The 17,814-nt window shown below is 67.5% G+C and carries 14 protein-coding genes; 5 read left to right on the forward strand and 9 right to left on the reverse strand.

Going from position 1 to position 17,814, the window contains the following annotated elements:
• Positions 1-79: 79 nt before the first annotated feature.
• Entirely contained in the window at positions 80-1,492 is a 1,413-nt protein-coding gene (locus JHD80_RS10925) for an FAD-binding oxidoreductase (protein WP_199086962.1), read from the reverse strand.
• A gap of 9 nt (positions 1,493-1,501) precedes the next feature.
• A complete protein-coding gene (locus JHD80_RS10930) occupies positions 1,502-2,740 on the reverse strand; it encodes a class I SAM-dependent RNA methyltransferase (protein ID WP_199086964.1) in 1,239 nt (412 codons plus the stop codon).
• A gap of 141 nt (positions 2,741-2,881) precedes the next feature.
• Between JHD80_RS10930 and JHD80_RS10935 the strand changes: the two genes are divergently transcribed.
• Positions 2,882-3,928 (forward strand): cysteine synthase A, encoded by a 1,047-nt coding sequence (locus tag JHD80_RS10935; protein WP_199086966.1) that lies wholly within the window; start codon positions 2,882-2,884, stop codon positions 3,926-3,928.
• 29 nt (positions 3,929-3,957) lie between these two features.
• Here JHD80_RS10935 and JHD80_RS10940 read toward each other — a convergent pair whose 3' ends face one another.
• Positions 3,958-5,325: a dicarboxylate/amino acid:cation symporter gene (locus JHD80_RS10940; protein ID WP_199086968.1), complete on the reverse strand. Its 1,368-nt coding sequence runs from the start codon at positions 5,323-5,325 to the stop codon at positions 3,958-3,960.
• Between the two features lie 375 nt (positions 5,326-5,700).
• On the opposite strand from JHD80_RS10940, the gene corA reads away from it, so the two are divergent.
• Complete coding sequence (gene corA, locus JHD80_RS10945) at positions 5,701-6,759, forward strand: magnesium/cobalt transporter CorA (protein WP_199086970.1); 1,059 nt, start codon at positions 5,701-5,703, stop codon at positions 6,757-6,759.
• On the opposite strand, the gene JHD80_RS10950 is transcribed toward corA, so the two are convergent.
• From JHD80_RS10950 to JHD80_RS10965, 4 genes are all read right to left on the reverse strand, one after another.
• Positions 6,760-8,538, reverse strand: a complete 1,779-nt coding sequence (locus JHD80_RS10950) for an SLC13 family permease (protein WP_199086972.1) — start codon at positions 8,536-8,538, stop codon at positions 6,760-6,762.
• 34 nt (positions 8,539-8,572) lie between these two features.
• Positions 8,573-9,562, reverse strand: coding sequence for a magnesium transporter CorA family protein (locus JHD80_RS10955; RefSeq protein ID WP_199086974.1), 990 nt, complete (start codon positions 9,560-9,562; stop codon positions 8,573-8,575).
• A 220-nt stretch (positions 9,563-9,782) separates the two neighbouring features.
• Positions 9,783-10,643, reverse strand: a complete 861-nt coding sequence (locus JHD80_RS10960; protein WP_199086976.1) for an SDR family oxidoreductase — start codon at positions 10,641-10,643, stop codon at positions 9,783-9,785.
• Entirely contained in the window at positions 10,627-11,508 is an 882-nt protein-coding gene (locus JHD80_RS10965; RefSeq protein ID WP_199086978.1) for an SDR family NAD(P)-dependent oxidoreductase, read from the reverse strand. Before JHD80_RS10965 ends, JHD80_RS10960 begins: the two co-directional genes overlap by 17 nt.
• A gap of 242 nt (positions 11,509-11,750) precedes the next feature.
• On the opposite strand from JHD80_RS10965, the gene JHD80_RS10970 reads away from it, so the two are divergent.
• Positions 11,751-12,545, forward strand: coding sequence for a class I SAM-dependent methyltransferase (locus tag JHD80_RS10970; protein WP_199086980.1), 795 nt, complete (start codon positions 11,751-11,753; stop codon positions 12,543-12,545).
• Positions 12,546-12,562: 17 nt separating this feature from the next.
• Here JHD80_RS10970 and JHD80_RS10975 read toward each other — a convergent pair whose 3' ends face one another.
• Positions 12,563-14,338, reverse strand: coding sequence for an acyl-CoA dehydrogenase (locus tag JHD80_RS10975; protein WP_199086982.1), 1,776 nt, complete (start codon positions 14,336-14,338; stop codon positions 12,563-12,565).
• Positions 14,339-14,515: 177 nt separating this feature from the next.
• Between JHD80_RS10975 and JHD80_RS10980 the strand changes: the two genes are divergently transcribed.
• Both JHD80_RS10980 and JHD80_RS10985 read left to right on the forward strand, forming a co-directional pair.
• Entirely contained in the window at positions 14,516-15,496 is a 981-nt protein-coding gene (locus JHD80_RS10980; protein WP_199086984.1) for an L-threonylcarbamoyladenylate synthase, read from the forward strand.
• 173 nt (positions 15,497-15,669) lie between these two features.
• A complete protein-coding gene (locus JHD80_RS10985) occupies positions 15,670-16,569 on the forward strand; it encodes a LysR family transcriptional regulator (RefSeq protein ID WP_199087013.1) in 900 nt (299 codons plus the stop codon).
• A 161-nt stretch (positions 16,570-16,730) separates the two neighbouring features.
• Here JHD80_RS10985 and acuI read toward each other — a convergent pair whose 3' ends face one another.
• Positions 16,731-17,717 (reverse strand): acrylyl-CoA reductase (NADPH), encoded by a 987-nt coding sequence (gene acuI / locus JHD80_RS10990; protein ID WP_199086986.1) that lies wholly within the window; start codon positions 17,715-17,717, stop codon positions 16,731-16,733.
• Positions 17,718-17,814: the final 97 nt, after the last annotated feature.

Below are 17,814 nucleotides of genomic sequence, written 5' to 3' on the forward strand. Positions count from 1 at the left end.
CTCAAAGAAGGCGCGCGGGATCCCCTCTCCCTCCGGGAGAGGGTTCCCCGCGGTGTCAGAGCTTACTTGCCGATCCGACTTACTTCGCCGCCAGCACGGCGCCTGGGTTCAGGATGCCCTGCGGATCGAGCGTCTTCTTCAGCGTCCGCATCAGGTCGAGCTCGACCGGGTCCTTCACGCCCGGCAGCAGGTCGCGCTTCAGGCGGCCGATGCCGTGCTCGGCCGAGATCGAGCCGTGGAGCTCGGCGACGATGGCGTGGACCGCCGCGTTCATCTCGCTCCAGCGGGCGAGGAAGCCGGCCTTGTCCGCGCCGACCGGCTGGCTGACGTTGAAATGGATGTTGCCGTCGCCGAGATGGCCGAAGGGCACCGGCCGGCAGCCCGGCACCATCGCCTCGACCGCGGTAATGGCGCGCGCCAGGAATTCGGGCGTCGCATGGATCGGCACGGAGACGTCGTGCTTGATCGAGCCACCCTCATAGGTCTGCACCTCCGAGAGCATCTCGCGCAGCTTCCAGAAATCGGCACGCTGCGTCAGCGAGCCCGCCAGGGCGGCGTCGGTGACGATGCCGTTCTCCAGCGCTTCGCCGAGGAAAGCTTCGACATGCTCGTCGAGCCCCGAGGCCTGCTGGGCGGAGACCTCCATCAGCACATACCAGGGCGACGGCTCGGAAAGCGGATCGCGCGTGCCGGAGGCGTGGCGCAGCACGAAATCCATGCCGATGCGCGGCATCAATTCGAAGGTGGTGAGCGTGCCGCCGGCGCCGGCCTTGGCGGCGTTGAGCAGTTCGAGCGCGGCTGCCGGATCGGGCACGGCGAGGAAGGCGGTGGCGCGCGCAGCCGGCGCGGGGAAGAGCTTCAGCACGGCGGCGGTGATGATGCCGAGCGTGCCCTCGGCGCCGATGAAGAGGTTCTTCAGGTCGTAGCCGGTGTTGTCCTTGCGGAGCTGGCGCAGGCCGTTCCAGATGCGCCCGTCCGGCAGCACGACCTCAAGGCCCATGCAGAGCTCCCTGGCATTGCCATAAGCCAGCACGGCGGTGCCGCCGGCATTGGTCGAGAGATTGCCGCCGATGGTGCAGGAGCCTTCGGAAGCCAGCGAGAGCGGGAAGAGCCGACCCGCGGCTTCCGCCGCATCCTGAGCGCGCTTCAGGGTGACGCCGGCCTCGACGATCATCGTGTCGCCATCGGTGTCGACGGCGCGGATCTTGTCGAGGCGCTGCAGCGAGAGGATGACCTCACGGCCCTCGGAAATCGGGATCTGGCCGCCGACGAGGCCAGTATTGCCGCCCTGCGGCACCAGCACCGTGCCGGTCTCCGCTGCGAGCTTCACGAGCTCCGCGACTTCGGCGGTCGAGCCGGGGCGGACGATGCCTTGCGCCTTGCCGCGGAAGAGATCGCGCCATTCCTTGAGATAGGGCACCATCGCGTCGGCATCGGTGATGATGTTCTTCGCGCCGACGATACCGGCCATGCGATCGAGAATTGCGCTCATCCTGAAGCCCTAGCCCTTCCTGCCCCGCCGGAACACGCCGACGAGCTCGACATGAGCGGAATAGCGGAACTGGTCGACCGGCGTCACGGCCTCTAGCGCATAGCCGCCCGCAACGAGGGTCGCGGCGTCACGCGCGAAGCTCGCCGCATCGCAGGAGACGTAGATCACGTCCTTGACCTTGGAAGCCGCCAAGCGCTTGACCTGCGCCTCCGCGCCGGCACGCGGCGGATCGAGCACGATCACGTCGAAGGCGTTGAGCTCATGCTCCAGAAGCGGGCGGCGGAAGAGATCGCGCGTCTCGGTCGCAATGGGTTTAAGGCCTTGCGTCGCGCCGGCGCCCTTCGCCAGTGCCAGCATCGCCGCCTTGTCGCTTTCGACGGCCAGCACCTGCATCTTCTCCGCGATGCGGAAGCTGAACGGGCCGCAACCGGCGAAGAGATCGGCCGCGCGCTTGCCATTGGGCAGCGCCGCCATGACGAGCCCGGCAAGCACCTCTTCGCCTGCCGCCGTCGCTTGCAGGAAGCCGCCTGCAGCCGGCGCGACCAGCGCCTTGCCCATGCGCTGCAAGGGCGAGCGACGTTCGACGACGATCTCGCCATGGTTGGAGAGTCGGGCCAGATCGAGCCGTTCGGCAAGCTGCGTCAGCGCGAGGCGGAGTTTGTCACCGAGTGGGCCATGGCCGCGGATATCGACATCGAGCCCTGCTTCCGAAGCGGTGACCTGGATATCGAGCGGCTTGTTGGCGCCGCCCATGCGGTTGGACAGCATCAGCGCGACAGCGGGGGCCCGATCGAGCCCCGGCGCCAGCACCGGGCAGGCCTCGACCGAAATCAGATCGTGGCTGCGCGCCGCCATGAATCCGACGACCATTGCCTCGCCCTCGCGGCGGGCATGGAAGGTGACGCGGCGGCGGCCTGCGCCATGGGCATCGACGAGATCGCCAACCGGCGCCTCAATGCCGGCTCGGCTCAAGGCGGTGACGACCTGCTGGCGCTTCCACTCGCGGTAAAGGCCGGGCGCCATGTGCTGCGCAGCGCAGCCGCCGCAGCGGGTGAAGAGCGGGCAGATCGCGGCGATGCGGGACTCGGACGGCGCGATGATCTCGACGAGATGGCCGCGCTCGCCATCGACCACGGCACGCACGGTCTCGCCCGGCAACGCATAGGGAATGAAGATGCTGCCCGACGCGGCCTGCACGATGCCGTCGCCCTTCTGGCCGAGGCGATCGACGGTCAGGATTTCGTTCATGGCGAGCTTCGGAGAAGAAATCTCTCCGGCTTGCGGCTTGGCGACTGGCATTGTTCCGAACTCGGGGCGTAAAGCCCGCTGGCTGGTGACCGCTGAGAGGCTTTCGCCTATCAGGTCAGGGACGAATTGGGAAATCCTGCCATGACTATCCGCAACGGCGTCATCGAAGCCATCGGCAACACCCCGCTCATTAAGCTGGAGCGCGCCTCGGCGGAGACCGGCTGTACCATCCTCGGCAAGGCCGAGTTCATGAATCCCGGCCAGTCGGTGAAGGACCGCGCCGCGCTTGCCATCATCCGCGATGCCGAGGCGAAGGGGCAGTTGAAGCCCGGCGGCGTCATCGTCGAGGGCACGGCCGGCAATACCGGCATCGGCATCGCGCTCGTCGGCAATGCGCTGGGCTATCGCTCGGTCATCGTCATCCCGGAAACGCAGAGCCAGGAAAAGAAGGACATGCTGCGATTGGCCGGCGCGACGCTGGTCGAGGTGCCGGCCGCGCCCTATGCCAACCCCAACAATTACGTGAAGGTCTCCGGCCGCCTCGCCGAGGAACTGGCGAAGAGCGAGCCCAATGGCGCGGTCTGGGCCAACCAGTTCGACAATGTCGCGAACCGCCAGGGCCATCTCGACACGACCGGCCCGGAAATCTGGGAGCAGACCGCGGGTAAGGTCGACGGCTTCATCTGCGCGGTCGGCTCGGGCGGGACGCTGGCCGGCGTCGGCATGGCGTTGAAGGCGCGCAACCCCAAGGTCACGACCGGGCTCGCCGATCCGATGGGCGCGGCGCTGTATTCCTACTACACGACGGGCGTGCTCAAGGCCGAGGGCTCCTCGATCACCGAGGGCATCGGCCAAGGCCGGATCACCGCCAATCTGGTGGACGCGCCGGTCGATATCGCCTTCCAGATCCCGGATGCGGAAGCGGTGCAGATCGTCTTCGGCCTGCTGGAGCAGGAGGGCCTGTGCCTCGGCGGCTCATCCGGCATCAACGTCGCCGGGGCGATCCGGCTGGCGAAGCAGATGGGGCCGGGCCACACCATCGTGACGGTGCTCTGCGACTACGGCACGCGTTACCAGTCGAAGCTGTTCAACCCGGAATTCCTGCGCTCCAAGAACCTGCCGGTTCCCGGCTGGCTGGAGCGCGACGGCTCGGCGCTGAAGCAGGTCGTCAGCAAGGTGATGGCCTGAGGCAGCCGCCGCCCCAGGCCACTCTTAAGTCACGCAGCGCGGGGCGTCGCGTCGATCGCCTCGATATCGCCGGCGCGATCATACTGCGCCTGATCGAGCATGCCCTGACGCTTGGCGACCAGGGTCGGCACCAGCGCCTGACCGGCAACGTTCACCGCCGTGCGGCCCATGTCGAGGATCGGGTCGATGGCAAGCAGCAGGCCGACGCCGGCGAGCGGCAGGCCGAGCGTCGAGAGCGTCAGCGTCAGCATGACGGTCGCGCCGGTGAGGCCGGCGGTCGCGGCCGAGCCGATCACCGAGACGAAGGCGATCAGGACGTATTCCTGGATGCCGAGCGGCACGCTGTAGAACTGCGCGACGAAGATCGCGGAGATCGCCGGATAGATCGCGGCGCAACCGTCCATCTTGGTGGTCGCGCCGAGCGGCACGGCAAAGGCGGCGTATTCGCGGGGCACGCCGAGGCTCTTCTCGGTCACGGCCTCGGTCACCGGCAAGGTTCCGATCGAGGAGCGCGAAACGAAAGCGAGCTGGATCGCCGGCCAGGCGCCCGCAAAGAAGCGCACCGGCGACAGCCCGTGCAGGATGAGCAGCGCCGGGTAGACAACGAGCAGCACGATCGCGAGGCCGAGATAGACGGCGAAGGCGTACCAGGAGAGCTGCTCCAGCGTCTGCCAGCCATATTGCGCGACCGCGTTGCCGAGCAGGCCGATAGTGCCGATCGGCGTGAGCCGGATCACCCACCACAGGACCTTGCGGACGATCGCCAGGAACGACTCGTTGAGGGCGAGGAAGCTGTTGGCGCGCTCGCCGACCTTCAGCGCGGCGACGCCGACGACGATCGAGATCACCAGCAGTTGCAGCACGTTGAAGCCGAGACGCGTGGTCGCGCCGCTACCGCTGACCTGCGTCGTCGCCTGCAGGCCGAACATGTTGGCGGGGACGAGGCCCTTCAGGAAATCGAGCCAGGAGCCGACCGAGCCCGGCGCCTTGGCGCTGGCGGCGGCGACGCCGGCATTGATGCCGGGCTGGATGATGAGGCCGAGCGCGATGCCGATCAGCACGGCGATGAAGGCGGTGATCGCGAACCAGAGCAGCGTCTGCCAGACCAAAGCGGCGGCGTTCGAGAGCTGCCGGAGATTGCTGATCGAGGCGACGATCGCGGTGAAGATCAGCGGCGGCACCAGCGCCTGCAGGAGCTGCACGAAGATCGAGCCGGTCGTCGCGAGCGTGACGGCCAGCCAGTTCGGCTGGCCCGGCGCGACCTGGCCCATGTTGCGCGCGATCCAGCCGAGGACGAGGCCGATCGCCATCGCGGCCAGGACCTGGAAGCCGAAGCTGGAATAGAACGGTTTTGAACCGGCGCCGGCTGAGCCGGTCCGGGGAATTGCGGTGGTCATGACAGGATCTCTTCTGGCTCGGCCCATGGCCGTAGATGAATGTTCCTATACACCTCCCGAACCGGCTGGTGCAAAAGCGGATACTTCTGTTTTTGATCTCAGCGCGATAAAAATATTCTCCAGAACTCTCAAGTTCAGATGTCATCCCGGACGCAGCGAAGCGGAGATCCGGGATCCATGCCTGAACCTTCATCGGAAACGTTCCGGCATGGATCCCGGGTCTCCCTGCGGTCGCCCGGGATGACATCTCGATCGGTCAGCGGAGGTGGCGAGGCCGCCGCAGCATCATCCCCTTTTGCCGGAAAAGTGTTTCCCACGAGGATCGAACGGTTCTAGCCTGCGCTTCGATGATCCAGCGATCGGCGAGGTGGTCGCATGTCAGTCTCTGAAGTCCCGCTCACGCCCTCCGCCGCGCGGGAAGCGGCGCGCGCCGCCGGTCCGCTCGAACAGGACCACCCGCATCAGGACGGGGTCGTCGCGTCCGGCGTCTATGTCCATGGCGTGCGCGTTGCCGACATTCCGGTCACCGAAGCCGGCGAATGGGCGCGCAAGGACGACCATGTCGTCTGGATCGGCCTGTGCGAGCCGGAGCCCGCGCTGCTGCGCTGCGTGCAGCAGCAGTTCAACCTGCATCCGCTCGCCGTCGAGGACGCGACCAACGCGCATCAGCGGCCCAAGCTCGAGCAATACGGCGACGCGCTCTTCGTCGTCGCGCGCACGGCGCAACTGATCGAGGGGCGCATCGCCTTCGGCGAGACCCATATCTTCGTCGGGCGCGGCTATATCGTCAGCGTCCGGCACGGCGCCTCGACCTCGTACAAGTCGGTGCGGCAGCATTGGGAGACCTGCCCGACCTCGCTGGCGAAGGGCGAGGATTTCATCCTCTATGCGATCCTCGATTTCATCGTCGACAACTACATGCCGGTGCTCGAAGCGATCCATGACGAGGTCGAGGAGATCGAGGACAAGGTCCTGGCCAAGCCGATGGCGCGCTCCGATATCGAGCGGCTCTACATGCTCAGGCGCGACCTGCTGCGCCTGCGCAATGCGGTGGCGCCGCTGGTCGATGTCTGCCAGCGCCTGATGAACGGCACGGTGCCGCAGGTCCGTCCGACGCTCGCGCCGATGTTCCGCGACGTGACCGACCATGTCCGCACCGTGCAGGAGAAGATCGACAGTCTGCGCGAGGTCCTTGCCTTCGCCTTCGAGGCGAGCCTGCTGGTCGGGCAGAGCCAGGAAAGCCTGATCACCAAGCGCCTCGCATCCTGGGCCGCCATCCTGGCCGTGCCGACGGCGCTGGCCGGCATCTACGGCATGAACTTCAAGAACATGCCGGAACTGGAGATGCAGTACGGCTACTACGTCGTGATCGGCGTGATCCTGACGTCCTGCGCCGTGCTCTACTGGCGCTTCAAGCGCAACGGCTGGCTGTAGTTACTTGAGCGGCCAGACAAGCAGGATCATCGGCACCGCGAGCAGGATGACCAGCAGGGACAGCGGGGCGCCGAGCCTTGCGTAGTCGCTGAAACGATAGCCGCCCGGCCCCATCACCAGCGTGTTGCACTGATGGCCGATCGGCGTGAGGAAGTCGCAGGCAGCCCCGATCGCCACCGCCATCAGGAAGGCATCGGGATTGTAGCCGAGGTTCTTCGCGAAACCTGCGCCGATCGGGGCCATGACCAGCACCGTCGCGGCATTGTTGAGGAACGGCGTCACCGCCATCGCCGCCACCAGGATGAGCGCAACCGAGGCCCAGCCCGGCAATCCGCCGCCGATCATGGCGAGCCAGGAGGCGAAGAGATCGGTCGCGCCGGTCGTCCGCAGCGAATCCGATACGGGGATCAGTGCCGCCAGCATGAGCAGGATCGGCGCATCGATGCTGTGATAGGCCTCGCGCAGGGGCACGCAGCGGAAGGCGATCAGCAGCACGGCCGCGGCGAAGAAGACGAGCGGCACCGGGGCGAGCCCCGCCGCCAGCGCGATGATGGCAGCCAGCACGATCGTCACGGTCAGCACGACGCGGCGCGTCGAACCGAGCGGCACGAGTCGATCGGCCAGTGGCAGCAGGCCGAGCTCGGAGAGCTTCTCCGGCAGCAGCTTCTCGTCGCCCTGGATCACGACGATATCGCCGGCCCGCAGGCGGATATCGCGCAGGCGCTGGCTGAAGCGCTCGCCCGAGCGGCTGATCGCGATCATGTTGACGCCGAAGCGGCTATGCAGAGCGATATCGCCGGCTGACTGGCCGATCAGCGTCGAATCCGGGCCGATGATCGCCTCGGCGATGCGATCGGGATCGAGCGCATCGTCCTTCTGCGTCGGACGGTCCTTGCCGGCGAGATCGAGCCCGCCCTCCGCGACGACCCGCTCCAGAACGGCGGCATCGCCGCGCAGGAGCAGGATGTCGCCGGCCTTCAAGGAGGCGTCGGGTAGCGGCGCCTGGACACGGCGCTCGTTGCGTAGGATCGAGACGATCTCGATGGCTTCGCCGCCGATCGCCTTGAGATCGGCGACCGTCTTGCCCGCCAGCGGCGATTTTTCGCCGAGCTTTGCCTCCGTCAGATAGTCCTTGATGTCGATCGCCTGGTCGAGCGAGACCGCGCCGCGGCGATCGCGCGGCAGCAGACGGTAGCCGAGGCTGAGGAAAATACAGCCGGCGACGGCCACCACGATGCCGACCGGCGCGAAATCGAACATGCGGAAGGGCTCGCCGCCCAGCTCCTGCCGGACGCGGGCAACGATGACGTTGGGCGAGGTGCCGACCAGCGTGACGATGCCGCCGAGGAGGGACGCGAAGGCCATCGGCATCAGGAAGACCGAGGGCGATTTTCCGCTCTTGCGGGCGAGTTGGTAGGCTATCGGCAGCATCATCGCGAGCGCGCCGATGTTCTTGATGATCGCCGACATCACCGCGACGACGAAGACGAGCAGCGGCACCTGCAATTGCGTCGAGGTGAGACCCGAACCCAGTTTCGAGAACAGGCGCTCGATGATGCGCGAGCGCGCGACTGCCGCACTGAGCACAAGCGCGCTGCCGACGATGATGACGATGTCGTCGGAAAAGCCCTTGAAGGCGTCGGCTGCCGGGACCAGCCCGAGCAAGACCGAGAGCAACAGCGCCAGCATCGCGACGATGTCGTAGCGCAGCCGCCCCCATAGAAACGCTGCCATCATGCCGGCGACGAGAAGGACGGAGAGAATCTGCGGCTGAGTCATCCGGCCTTCAAACGTATCGCGCGGGTCTTTCGCTTTACAGCCACTTCTTCCAGCGGAAGAGCAGATAGGGCAGCACCGCGAACAGGATCATCAGGCCGACCGCGAAGGGATAGCCCCATTGCCACTCCAACTCCGGCATCGTCTTGAAGTTCATGCCGTAGATCGAGGCGATCAGCGTCGGCGGCATCAGCGCGACGGAGACGACCGAGAAGAGCTTGATGATCTTGTTCTGCTCGATCGAGACGAGGCCGAGCGTGGCGTCGAGCATGAACTGCAGCTTGTTGGAGAGGAAGGTGGCGTGTTCCTCGATCGCCTGCACGTCGCGCACGGCCGAGCGCCATTCGGCCGAGAACCCGGTCTGCGCCTTCTTCGGCCGGGTATAGTTGGCCGAAAGGAAGAGCAGGACGCGCTCGACCGTCATCATGCTCTCGCGCACGTTGGAGATGATGTGCTCGTGCTGGCCGATGCGCTGGATCACGACCTGATAGACGCCGCCCTGTTCGACATCCTGGGCGCGCCCGGAAAAGATGCGGCGCGAGGCCATGTCGACCTTGTCGCCGACGCCGCGCAGAACCTCGGCCGCGCGATCGACGATCGCCTCGATCAAGCCGTCCAGAACCGCTTCCGGCTGCGGGCCGCAGCCGCCGGGCTTGCTGGCGCGGTTGAGGAAGATGTTGAAGGCACCCGGCTCGTCATAGCGCACCGTGACCAGCGCCTTGTCGGTCAGGATGAAGGTCACGTCCGCCAGCTTGGGGACGACGGTATCGGACTGGCAGATCACGCGCGCGGTCATGTAGCGCGCGCCGTTCTCGGTATAGATGATCTCGGACGGCTCGAGATCGTGCATCTCCTCGCGCGTCGGGATCGAGATACCGAGATGCTTCTCGACCCGTTTATCCTCCTCCGGCGTCGGATTGAGCAGGTCGATCCAGACGACGTCTTCCGGGAAATCCCCCTCCGCAGCGAGCGCGCCCGGGCGAAGCCTGTCGCGCGAGTCGGGGCATGTGCCGTGGATGGTCAGCATGGGCACGAATCTCGCTGCACGGTCGGGATGGAAACCGGCAGGAACTCCGATCCGCGCCGCGTGTCAAACCGATGACGGCGCCCACCCGACAATCCCCTCGTCATTCCGGCCGGAGCGACGCGGAGACCCGGAATCCATCATAGGGCGCCGTACCCTCCGATGGCTTCCGGATCGGCGCCGCTTCGCGGCTTGTCCGGAATGACGGTGCGGATCGACGATCTCACACCCCGCCCTTCACGCCCTGCGGCGGCAGGCTGTCGGCCGGCACGAAGAAATCCGGCATCAGCGGCACCGACGGGTCGACGCGGTAGGGGCTGAAATCGGTGACGCCCTCGCCCGCCATGAAGCTGTCGTCGATCAGGAAGTTGCCGGAGAACTCGCGGGACGGCTTCGAGAAGATCATATGGGCGGCGTCGGCGAGGATTTCGGGCGTGCGGCTCGCCTGCACCATCTTGTCGCCGCCGAGCAGGTTCTGGACGGCGGCGGTCGCGATCGTCGTGCGCGGCCAGAGCGCGTTGACGGCTATGCCCTGGCGCGCCAATTCGCCGGCAAGGCCGAGCACGCACAGGCTCATGCCGTATTTCGCGATCGAATAAGCCAAGTGCGGCGCAAACCACTGCGTCTTCATGTCGAGCGGGGGCGAGAGCATCAGGATATGCGGGTTCTCGGCCTTCGCCAGGTGCGGAATGGCGTATTTCGAGACCATGAAGGTGCCGCGGGTGTTGATCTGGTGCATCAGATCGAAGCGCTTCATGTCGGTCGTCTGGGTGTTGCTGAGCTGGATCGCGCTGGCATTGTTCACGACGATGTCGATGCCGCCGAAGGTCTCGGCGGTCTTGGCGATCGCCTCGGCGACGCTCTGCTCGTCGCGGACATCGACCATCAAGGGCAGGCATTTGCCGCCGGCCGCCTCGATCTCGGCAGCGGAGGTGTAGATCGTGCCGGGGAGCTTGGGATGCGGCTCGGCCGTCTTGGCGGCGATGGTGACGTTGGCGCCGTCCCGCGCCGCCCGGAGCGCGATGGCCAAGCCGATGCCGCGCGAGCCGCCGGTGATGAAAAGCGTCTTACCCTTGAGCGACATCGCCGCCTCCCTGTTCGTTGGTGATGACGTAGCGGGCCGGCTGCGAACCGTCCCGGTCGGTGAAACCATAAGCGCGCGCCAGATCGGCGACATGGAGAACCTGTCCCGCATAGCGCGCGACGGCGGGGTCGGCGGCGAGCGCAGCGACGGCGCGGCCCGCATAGAACGGGGTTTCGGTGGTCTCGGCAGCCAGGCCCGCATCGCGAACGCGCTCGGTCAGGACATGGCCCGGCGAGAGGCCGAGCGCCGTGACGCCGAAGGGCTTCAGCTCCTCAGCCATCGCGAAGCTCAGCCGGTTCATCGCCGCCTTGGCGAGGTCGTAGAAGACATCGCCGAGATAGCCGCCCGCCATGTCAAAGCTCAGCGTGACGATCAGCCCCGAGCGGGCCTGCACCATCGCCGGCGCCACCGCCCGCGCCAGCAGCAGCTGGGCATAGACGCCGCTCTCGAAGCTCTCGCCCAATCGCGCAACCGGGCGACGCCAGAACGGCGTGCCGAAGCTTGAGCCATCGGGATAGCGCTCGCCGTCATAACCTTCATTGCCGCCCCAGACCGCATCGACGACGCAGTCCAGCCGGCCGAAGCGGCGCAGCGCCCAGGCCACGAGCCCGTCGACATCGCGCTCGCTGGTATGGTCGCAGCGATAGGGATAGCCCTTGCCGCCGGCCGCCTCGACCTCGCGGGCCGCGTCCTCGAAGGTCTCCAGGCGCTGGTCGGTCCGCGGCCCGGCCTCGCTGGAGCGGCCCGTGACGATGACGGTCGCGCCGGCCTCGCCCAAGGCCCTGGCGATGCCGCGTCCGACCCCGCGCGAGGCGCCGGCGACGAGGCAAATTCGGTTGGAGAGGGGCGGTTGCGTCGTCGTCATGCCGGCTGGCCCAGCTTTGGTGGAGCAATCCACCCCGCCCCGCCCTGGTCATCCCGGACAAGCCGCGTCAGCGGCGCCGATCCGGGATCTATGCCTGAACCCTTGCTGGAAGCGCTCCGGCATGGATCCCCGGTCTGCGCTTCGCTCCGCCCGGGATGCCCCGCGCGGTTGGAACGGAAATCGGCTAGCCACGCTCCATCCGCTGCTCTATAGCCCCGCTCCCCTCGCAACGGAGCAGCACCATGGACAGTACCGATGTCGCCGCCTGCTGGGAGGCCAATGCCGAAATCTGGACCCGGCACGCGCGCGCCGGCTACGACCTCTATCGCGACGCGCAGAACACCCCGGTCTTCCTGGCGAACCTGCCTGACATCACTGGCCTGAACGGGCTTGATATCGGCTGCGGCGAAGGCTCGAACACGCGCAAGCTCGCCGAAGCCGGCGGGCTCATGACCGCCGTCGACATCGCGCCGACCTTCATCCGCCATGCGCAGGAGGCGGAAGCCACAGCGCCGCTCGGCATCGAGTACCGGTTCGGCGACGGCACCGCCCTGCCCTTCGCCGACGCGCAGTTCGACTTCGCCACGGCCTTCATGTCGCTGATGGACATGCCTTTCCAGGACAAGGCGCTGGCGGAAGCGGCGCGCGTGCTGAAGCCCGGCGGCTTCCTGCAGTTCTCTATTCTCCACCCCTGCTTTGCCCCGCCCTATCGCAAGGTGCTGCGCGACGATGCCGGCCAAATCCGCGCGATCGAGGTCGGCCGGTATTTCGACGGCGTCGACGGCGAGATCGAGACCTGGCGCTTCGGCGCCGCACCGGCCGCGGTCAAGGCCAGCGTCGAGCCCTTCCGTGTGCCGCGCTTCCACCGCACGCTGAGCCAATGGGTGGCGATGATCGTCGCGGCTGGGTTCACGATCGAGCACATGGCCGAGCCGCATGTCGATGCCGAGACGGCGAAGGCCGTCCCCTATCTCGCCGACACGCATATCGTCCCGCTCTTCCTGCATATCCGCGCCCGCAAGGGCGCGGCGGCCTGAGCGGGACGCGGCTGCGCTCACGCGGCGAAGACCGCGGCCGCGTCGGCGATGGCGCCGGCACCTTCCGTCACCGCAAGCTCGAGAGCGGGGGCCTCGGTCGCGATGCACTCGGCATAGAAGCGGGCGGTGGCGAGATCGGCTGTGCCTTCGGCTTCCGAGCGCGTGGCAAGCGCCTTCTTCGCCAAACCCGTGCCGCCTTGCGTCAGCGCGAAGAGCTTGAGATAGGGCGTGGCGCCCGCCAGCGCGTCGGCGGGCTTGCCGCCGAGCGCGCCGAGCATCCATTCCGTGGCGCGTTCCAGCGCATCGACGGCCGCACCGAGGCGGGCGGCGGCATGGCCGAAGGCCGGGGTGTTGGCGCGCTCGACCTCGCCGACGATGCCGCGCATCTCGTTGATCAGAGCATGCACCGCATCGCCATCGGACAGCGGCAGCTTGCGGGTGACGAGGTCGATCGCCTGGATGCCGTTGGTGCCCTCGTAGATCGCGGCGATGCGGGCATCGCGCAGATGCTGGGCGGCTCCGGTCTCCTCGACGAAGCCCATGCCGCCATGGACCTGCACGCCGGTCGAGGCGACGTCGATGCCGATATCCGTCGCATAGGCCTTGGCGATCGGCGTGAGGATGGCGGCGCGCTCGGAGGCGGCCTTGCGCCTGGCCTCGTCGGTCTCGCGATGCGAGCGGTCGAGCGCCTCCGCGACCTGATAGGAGATCGCGCGGGCACCTTGCGTCTTGGCGCGCATGTCCATCAGCATGCGGCGCACGTCCGGGTGGACGATGATCGGGCTCATCGGGGCACCCTTGGGCGCATCGAGCGCGGCGCCCTGCTTGCGCTCATGGGCGAAGGCGAGCGCCTGCTGATAGGCGCGCTCGGCAATGGCGACGCCCTGCAAGGCGACGTTGAGGCGGGCGTTGTTCATCATCGTGAACATGCAGGCGAGGCCGCGATTCTCCTCGCCGATCAGCCAGCCGATCGCACCGCCGTTGTCGCCGAAGGCCATCGAGCAGGTCGGCGAGGCATGGATGCCGAGCTTGTGCTCGATGCCGGAGCAGCGCAGGTCGTTATGCGCGCCGAGCGAGCCGTCGGCATTGACCATGAATTTCGGCACGAGGAAGAGCGAGATGCCGCGCGTGCCGGGAGGTGCGTCGGGCAGACGCGCCAGCACCAAGTGGACGATGTTCTTGGTCAAGTCGTGCTCGCCGTAGGTGATGAAGATCTTCTGGCCGGTGATGCGGTAGGTGCCGTCGCCGACGCGCTCGGCCTTGCTGCGCAGCGCGTTGAGGTCGGAGCCCGCCTGCGGCTCGGTCAGGTTCATCGTGCCCATCCACTCGCCGGAGACGAGCTTGGCGAGATAGGTCTCCTTGAGATGGTCCGAGCCATGGGCATAAAGTGCCTCGATCGCGCCGACCGTCAGCAGCGGGCCGAGCGCAAAGGCGAAGGCGGCCGAGTTCCACATCTCGATGCAGGCCGATTGCAGCAGCGTCGGCAGGCCCTGCCCGCCATAGGCTTCCGGCGCCGGCAGAGCGTTCCAGCCGGCCTCGGCCCAGGCCTTGTAGGCCTCCTTCCAGCCCGGCGGCGTGGTGACGGCGCCGTCCTTCAGCTTCGAGCCGGTGAGATCGCCGACGCGGTTCAGCGGCGCTATCACGTCGGTGGCGAATTTCGCGGCCTCGTCGAGCACGGCTTCCGCCACGCCGCCTTCGAGCTCCGGTGCCAGCCCGTCAGCGATCAGCCGGTCGAGGCCCGCGACGTGGCGCATGGTGGAGAGCATGTCCGAAACCGGGGCGCGATAGCTCATAATCGTCTCTCCCTGAGGCCGGCGCTTGCCCTAGAAGGCAGCCACAGCCTGCATTTGCCGTTGCCGCGATGGTAGCGAGGAACTATCGCCTAAGCCACGCGCAAGCGAGCGCGACCTTCGTCCCGTGTCGCGCCCGTCAGTTAGTTTATATATAAACAATCATCGGTCAATCGCCTCGTGAACCAGCCCCTGCCCGCCTCCCGCCAGACCAAGGCCCTCGTCGCCGATGCCTCCGGCATCGCCGAGGCTGCGGCGCTGCTGCGCGCGGGCGGGCTCGTCGCGTTGCCGACGGAGACCGTCTACGGGCTCGCCGCCGATGCGACCTCCGGCACCGCTGTCGCGGGCATCTACACCGCCAAGGAACGGCCCAGCTTCAACCCGCTGATCTCGCACCTGCCCGATCTCGCGACCGCGCGCCGGCAGGGCCTGTTCGATGCGAATGCGCTGGCGCTGGCGCAAGCCTTCTGGCCGGGACCATTGACGCTGGTCGTGCCGGCTTCGTCCGGTTGCACGGTCAGCGATCTCGCCCGGGCGGGACTTCCCTCCGTGGCGTTGCGCGTTCCGGCCCATCCGGTCGCGCATGCGGTGCTGGAAGCGGCCGGGCGGCCGATCGCGGCGCCTTCCGCCAACCGCTCGGGCCGGATCAGCGCAACCAGCGCTGCTCATGTCCTGGCCGATCTGGACGGACGCATCGACGCCGTCCTCGATGCCGGCCCGACCGAGGTCGGCGTCGAATCGACGATCGTCGCCTGCCTCGACGGCGCGCCGCGGTTGCTGCGCCCCGGCGGGGTGCCGCGCGCAGCGATCGAGCATGTCATCGGCCGGCCGCTGGTGATCGCGGGCGATGCCGGCCACGCGCCGATCTCGCCCGGCATGCTCGCCTCGCATTATGCGCCGGCAGCGCGGGTCAGGCTCGATGCGGAAGCGCCGGAGGATGGCGAGGCCTGGCTCGGCTTCGGCCCCGAGGGTCGCGAGCATGCGGCTTCGCTCAATCTGAGCCCCAGCGGCGATCTGCGCGAGGCTGCCGCCCATCTCTTCGGCTATATGCGCCGGCTCGACGAGATGGGGCGGAAGACCATCGCGGTCGCCCGCATTCCCGAGCATGGGCTGGGCGAGGCGATCAACGACCGTCTGCGGCGCGCGGCGGCGCCGCGCTGAGGCTCAGGCGTCATTCTCAGGCGAAGCGAAGCGCAGACCCGAGAATCTCTTGAAAGCAAGGCGCAGGAGCCCTCCGTCCTGAGATGCTCGGGTCAAACCCGAGCATGACGGCGATCCAAGCTTGCATCATTGCAAGATATCGGCTTGCGTGCGCGCAGGAGGACGCGGTGCCGATGAATGCCAAGCTCGCCTGGGACGATTTCCGGCTGATCAAGGCGATCGCCGATCACGACGGGCTGACCGGGGCGGCCGCCGCGCTTTCGGTCAATCATTCGACCGTGTTCCGGCGGCTCGGCCAGATCGAGGAGCTCGTCGGCCTGCCGCTCTTCGAGCGGCGCAAGACCGGCTATGTCGCGACCGTGGCCGGCGCCGAGATGGCGGCGCTGGCGAGCCGCATGGACGAGGACGTCACCGCCTTCGCCCGGCGCCTCGCCGGGCGCGACGTCGCCCCCTCCGGCGAATTGCGGATCACCACGACCGACACGCTCTACCAGAACGTGCTGCTGCCGATCTTCGCCGCGTTCCGCCAGGCGCATCCGCTGATCCGGCTCGATGTCGTCATCGGCAACCAGGCTCTCAACCTGTCGAAGCGCGACGCCGATATCGCGATCCGCGCCAGCGACACGCCGGGTGAGACGCTGGTCGGCCGGCGCATCGCCACCATCGCCTGGGCGATCTATGGCCCCACCGCGGATGGCATCACGCCCGAAGAAGAAGCGAGCCCTGCCCTGCTCTACCAGCGCGACTGGGTGGCGCTCGGCGACCAGCTCTCGCATGTGAAGGCGGCGCGCTTCGTGCGCGAGCATGTCGCGCCGGAGCGGATCGCGCTGAAGAGCTCGGCCGTGCTGGGCATCGCCGAGGCGGTGGCGCAGGGCCTCGGCATCGGCCCGCTGCCCTGCTTCATCGCCGACCAGCGGCCGGACCTGATCCGGCTTCTGCCACCCAATCCGGATTTCGCCACGGGCCTGTGGGTGCTGACCCATCCCGATATCCGCCATGTGCCGCGCGTGCGCGCCTTCATGGATTTCTGCAGCAACGAACTCGCGCGGCAGCGGGCGCTGTTCGAGGGCTAGTGTCTCGGACTCTCCCGATTTTCCTCGGAAACACGCCGTCATCCCGGGCTTGACCCGGGATCCATGCCGGAACGCGACCGAAGAAGGTTCCGGAATGGATCCCGGATCCCCCGCTTCGCTGCGTCCGGGATGACCCACGCTTTTCTTCGAAGCGGGTCGCTTCAGCCGATCTCGACCACCACCCGGCCCTTGACCTTGCCCTCGACGATCGCCTTGCCGGTCTCGATCACGGCCTCCAGCGGGATCGTCGTGGTGATCAGGGCGAGCTTGTCGCGGTCGAGATCGCTGGCGAGGCGCTGCCAGGCCTCGATCCGGCGCGGTTTCGGGCACATCACCGAATCGACGCCGAGCAGAGCGACGCCGCGCAGGATGAAGGGCGCGACAGAGGCGGGCAGGTCCATGCCTTGCGCGAGACCGCAAGCGGCGATGGCGCCGCCGTACTTCGTCATCGAGAGCAGGTTCGCGAGGGTGTGCGAGCCGACGGCATCGACGCCGGCAATCCAGCGCTCCTTGCCGAGCGGACGGCCGGGCTGCGAGAGCTCGTTGCGGTCGATGATCTCGGCGGCGCCCAAGCTCTTGAGGTAATCGGCCTCCTCGGCCCGGCCGGTCGAGGCGACGACGTGCCAGCCGGCCTTGGCGAGCAGGGCGATCGCGACCGAGCCGACGCCGCCGGCCGCGCCGGTGACGACGACCGGGCCATCGGCGGGTTTCAGGCCGTGCTTTTCGAGCGCGAGCACGCAGAGCATCGCCGTATAGCCGGCCGTGCCGATCGCCATGGCTTCGGCGGGCGTGAGACCCGCCGGCAGCGGCACCAGCCAATCACCCTTGACGCGGCTCTTCTGGGCATAGGCGCCGAGATGCGTCTCGCCCGTGCCCCAGCCATTGAGGACGACCAGATCGCCCGGCTTGAAATCGGGATGGTCGGAAGTCTCGACCCGGCCGGCGAAGTCGATGCCGGGGATCATCGGCCAGCGCCGCACCACCGGCGCCTTGCCGGTGACCGCGAGCCCGTCCTTGTAGTTCACCGTCGAATGCGTGACGCGGACGGTGACATCGCCCTCCATCAGATCGCTCTCGGCGAAATCGGTGAAAGCGAGATTCGGCCCGGCCTCGCCCTTGGTCGCCACGAGGGCCTTGAACGTCGTCATCACCATCTCCGGAACATACAAACACGAAGGCCGACAAGGTTGCAGCGGCGCGACGCCACCGCAACCCCATCGGCCGTATTCAGGTTCGTCTTCCCGA

The sequence above is a fragment of the Allobosea sp. ASV33 genome (genome assembly GCF_016428755.1).
In the GTDB taxonomy this organism is placed as follows: domain Bacteria; phylum Pseudomonadota; class Alphaproteobacteria; order Rhizobiales; family Beijerinckiaceae; genus Allobosea.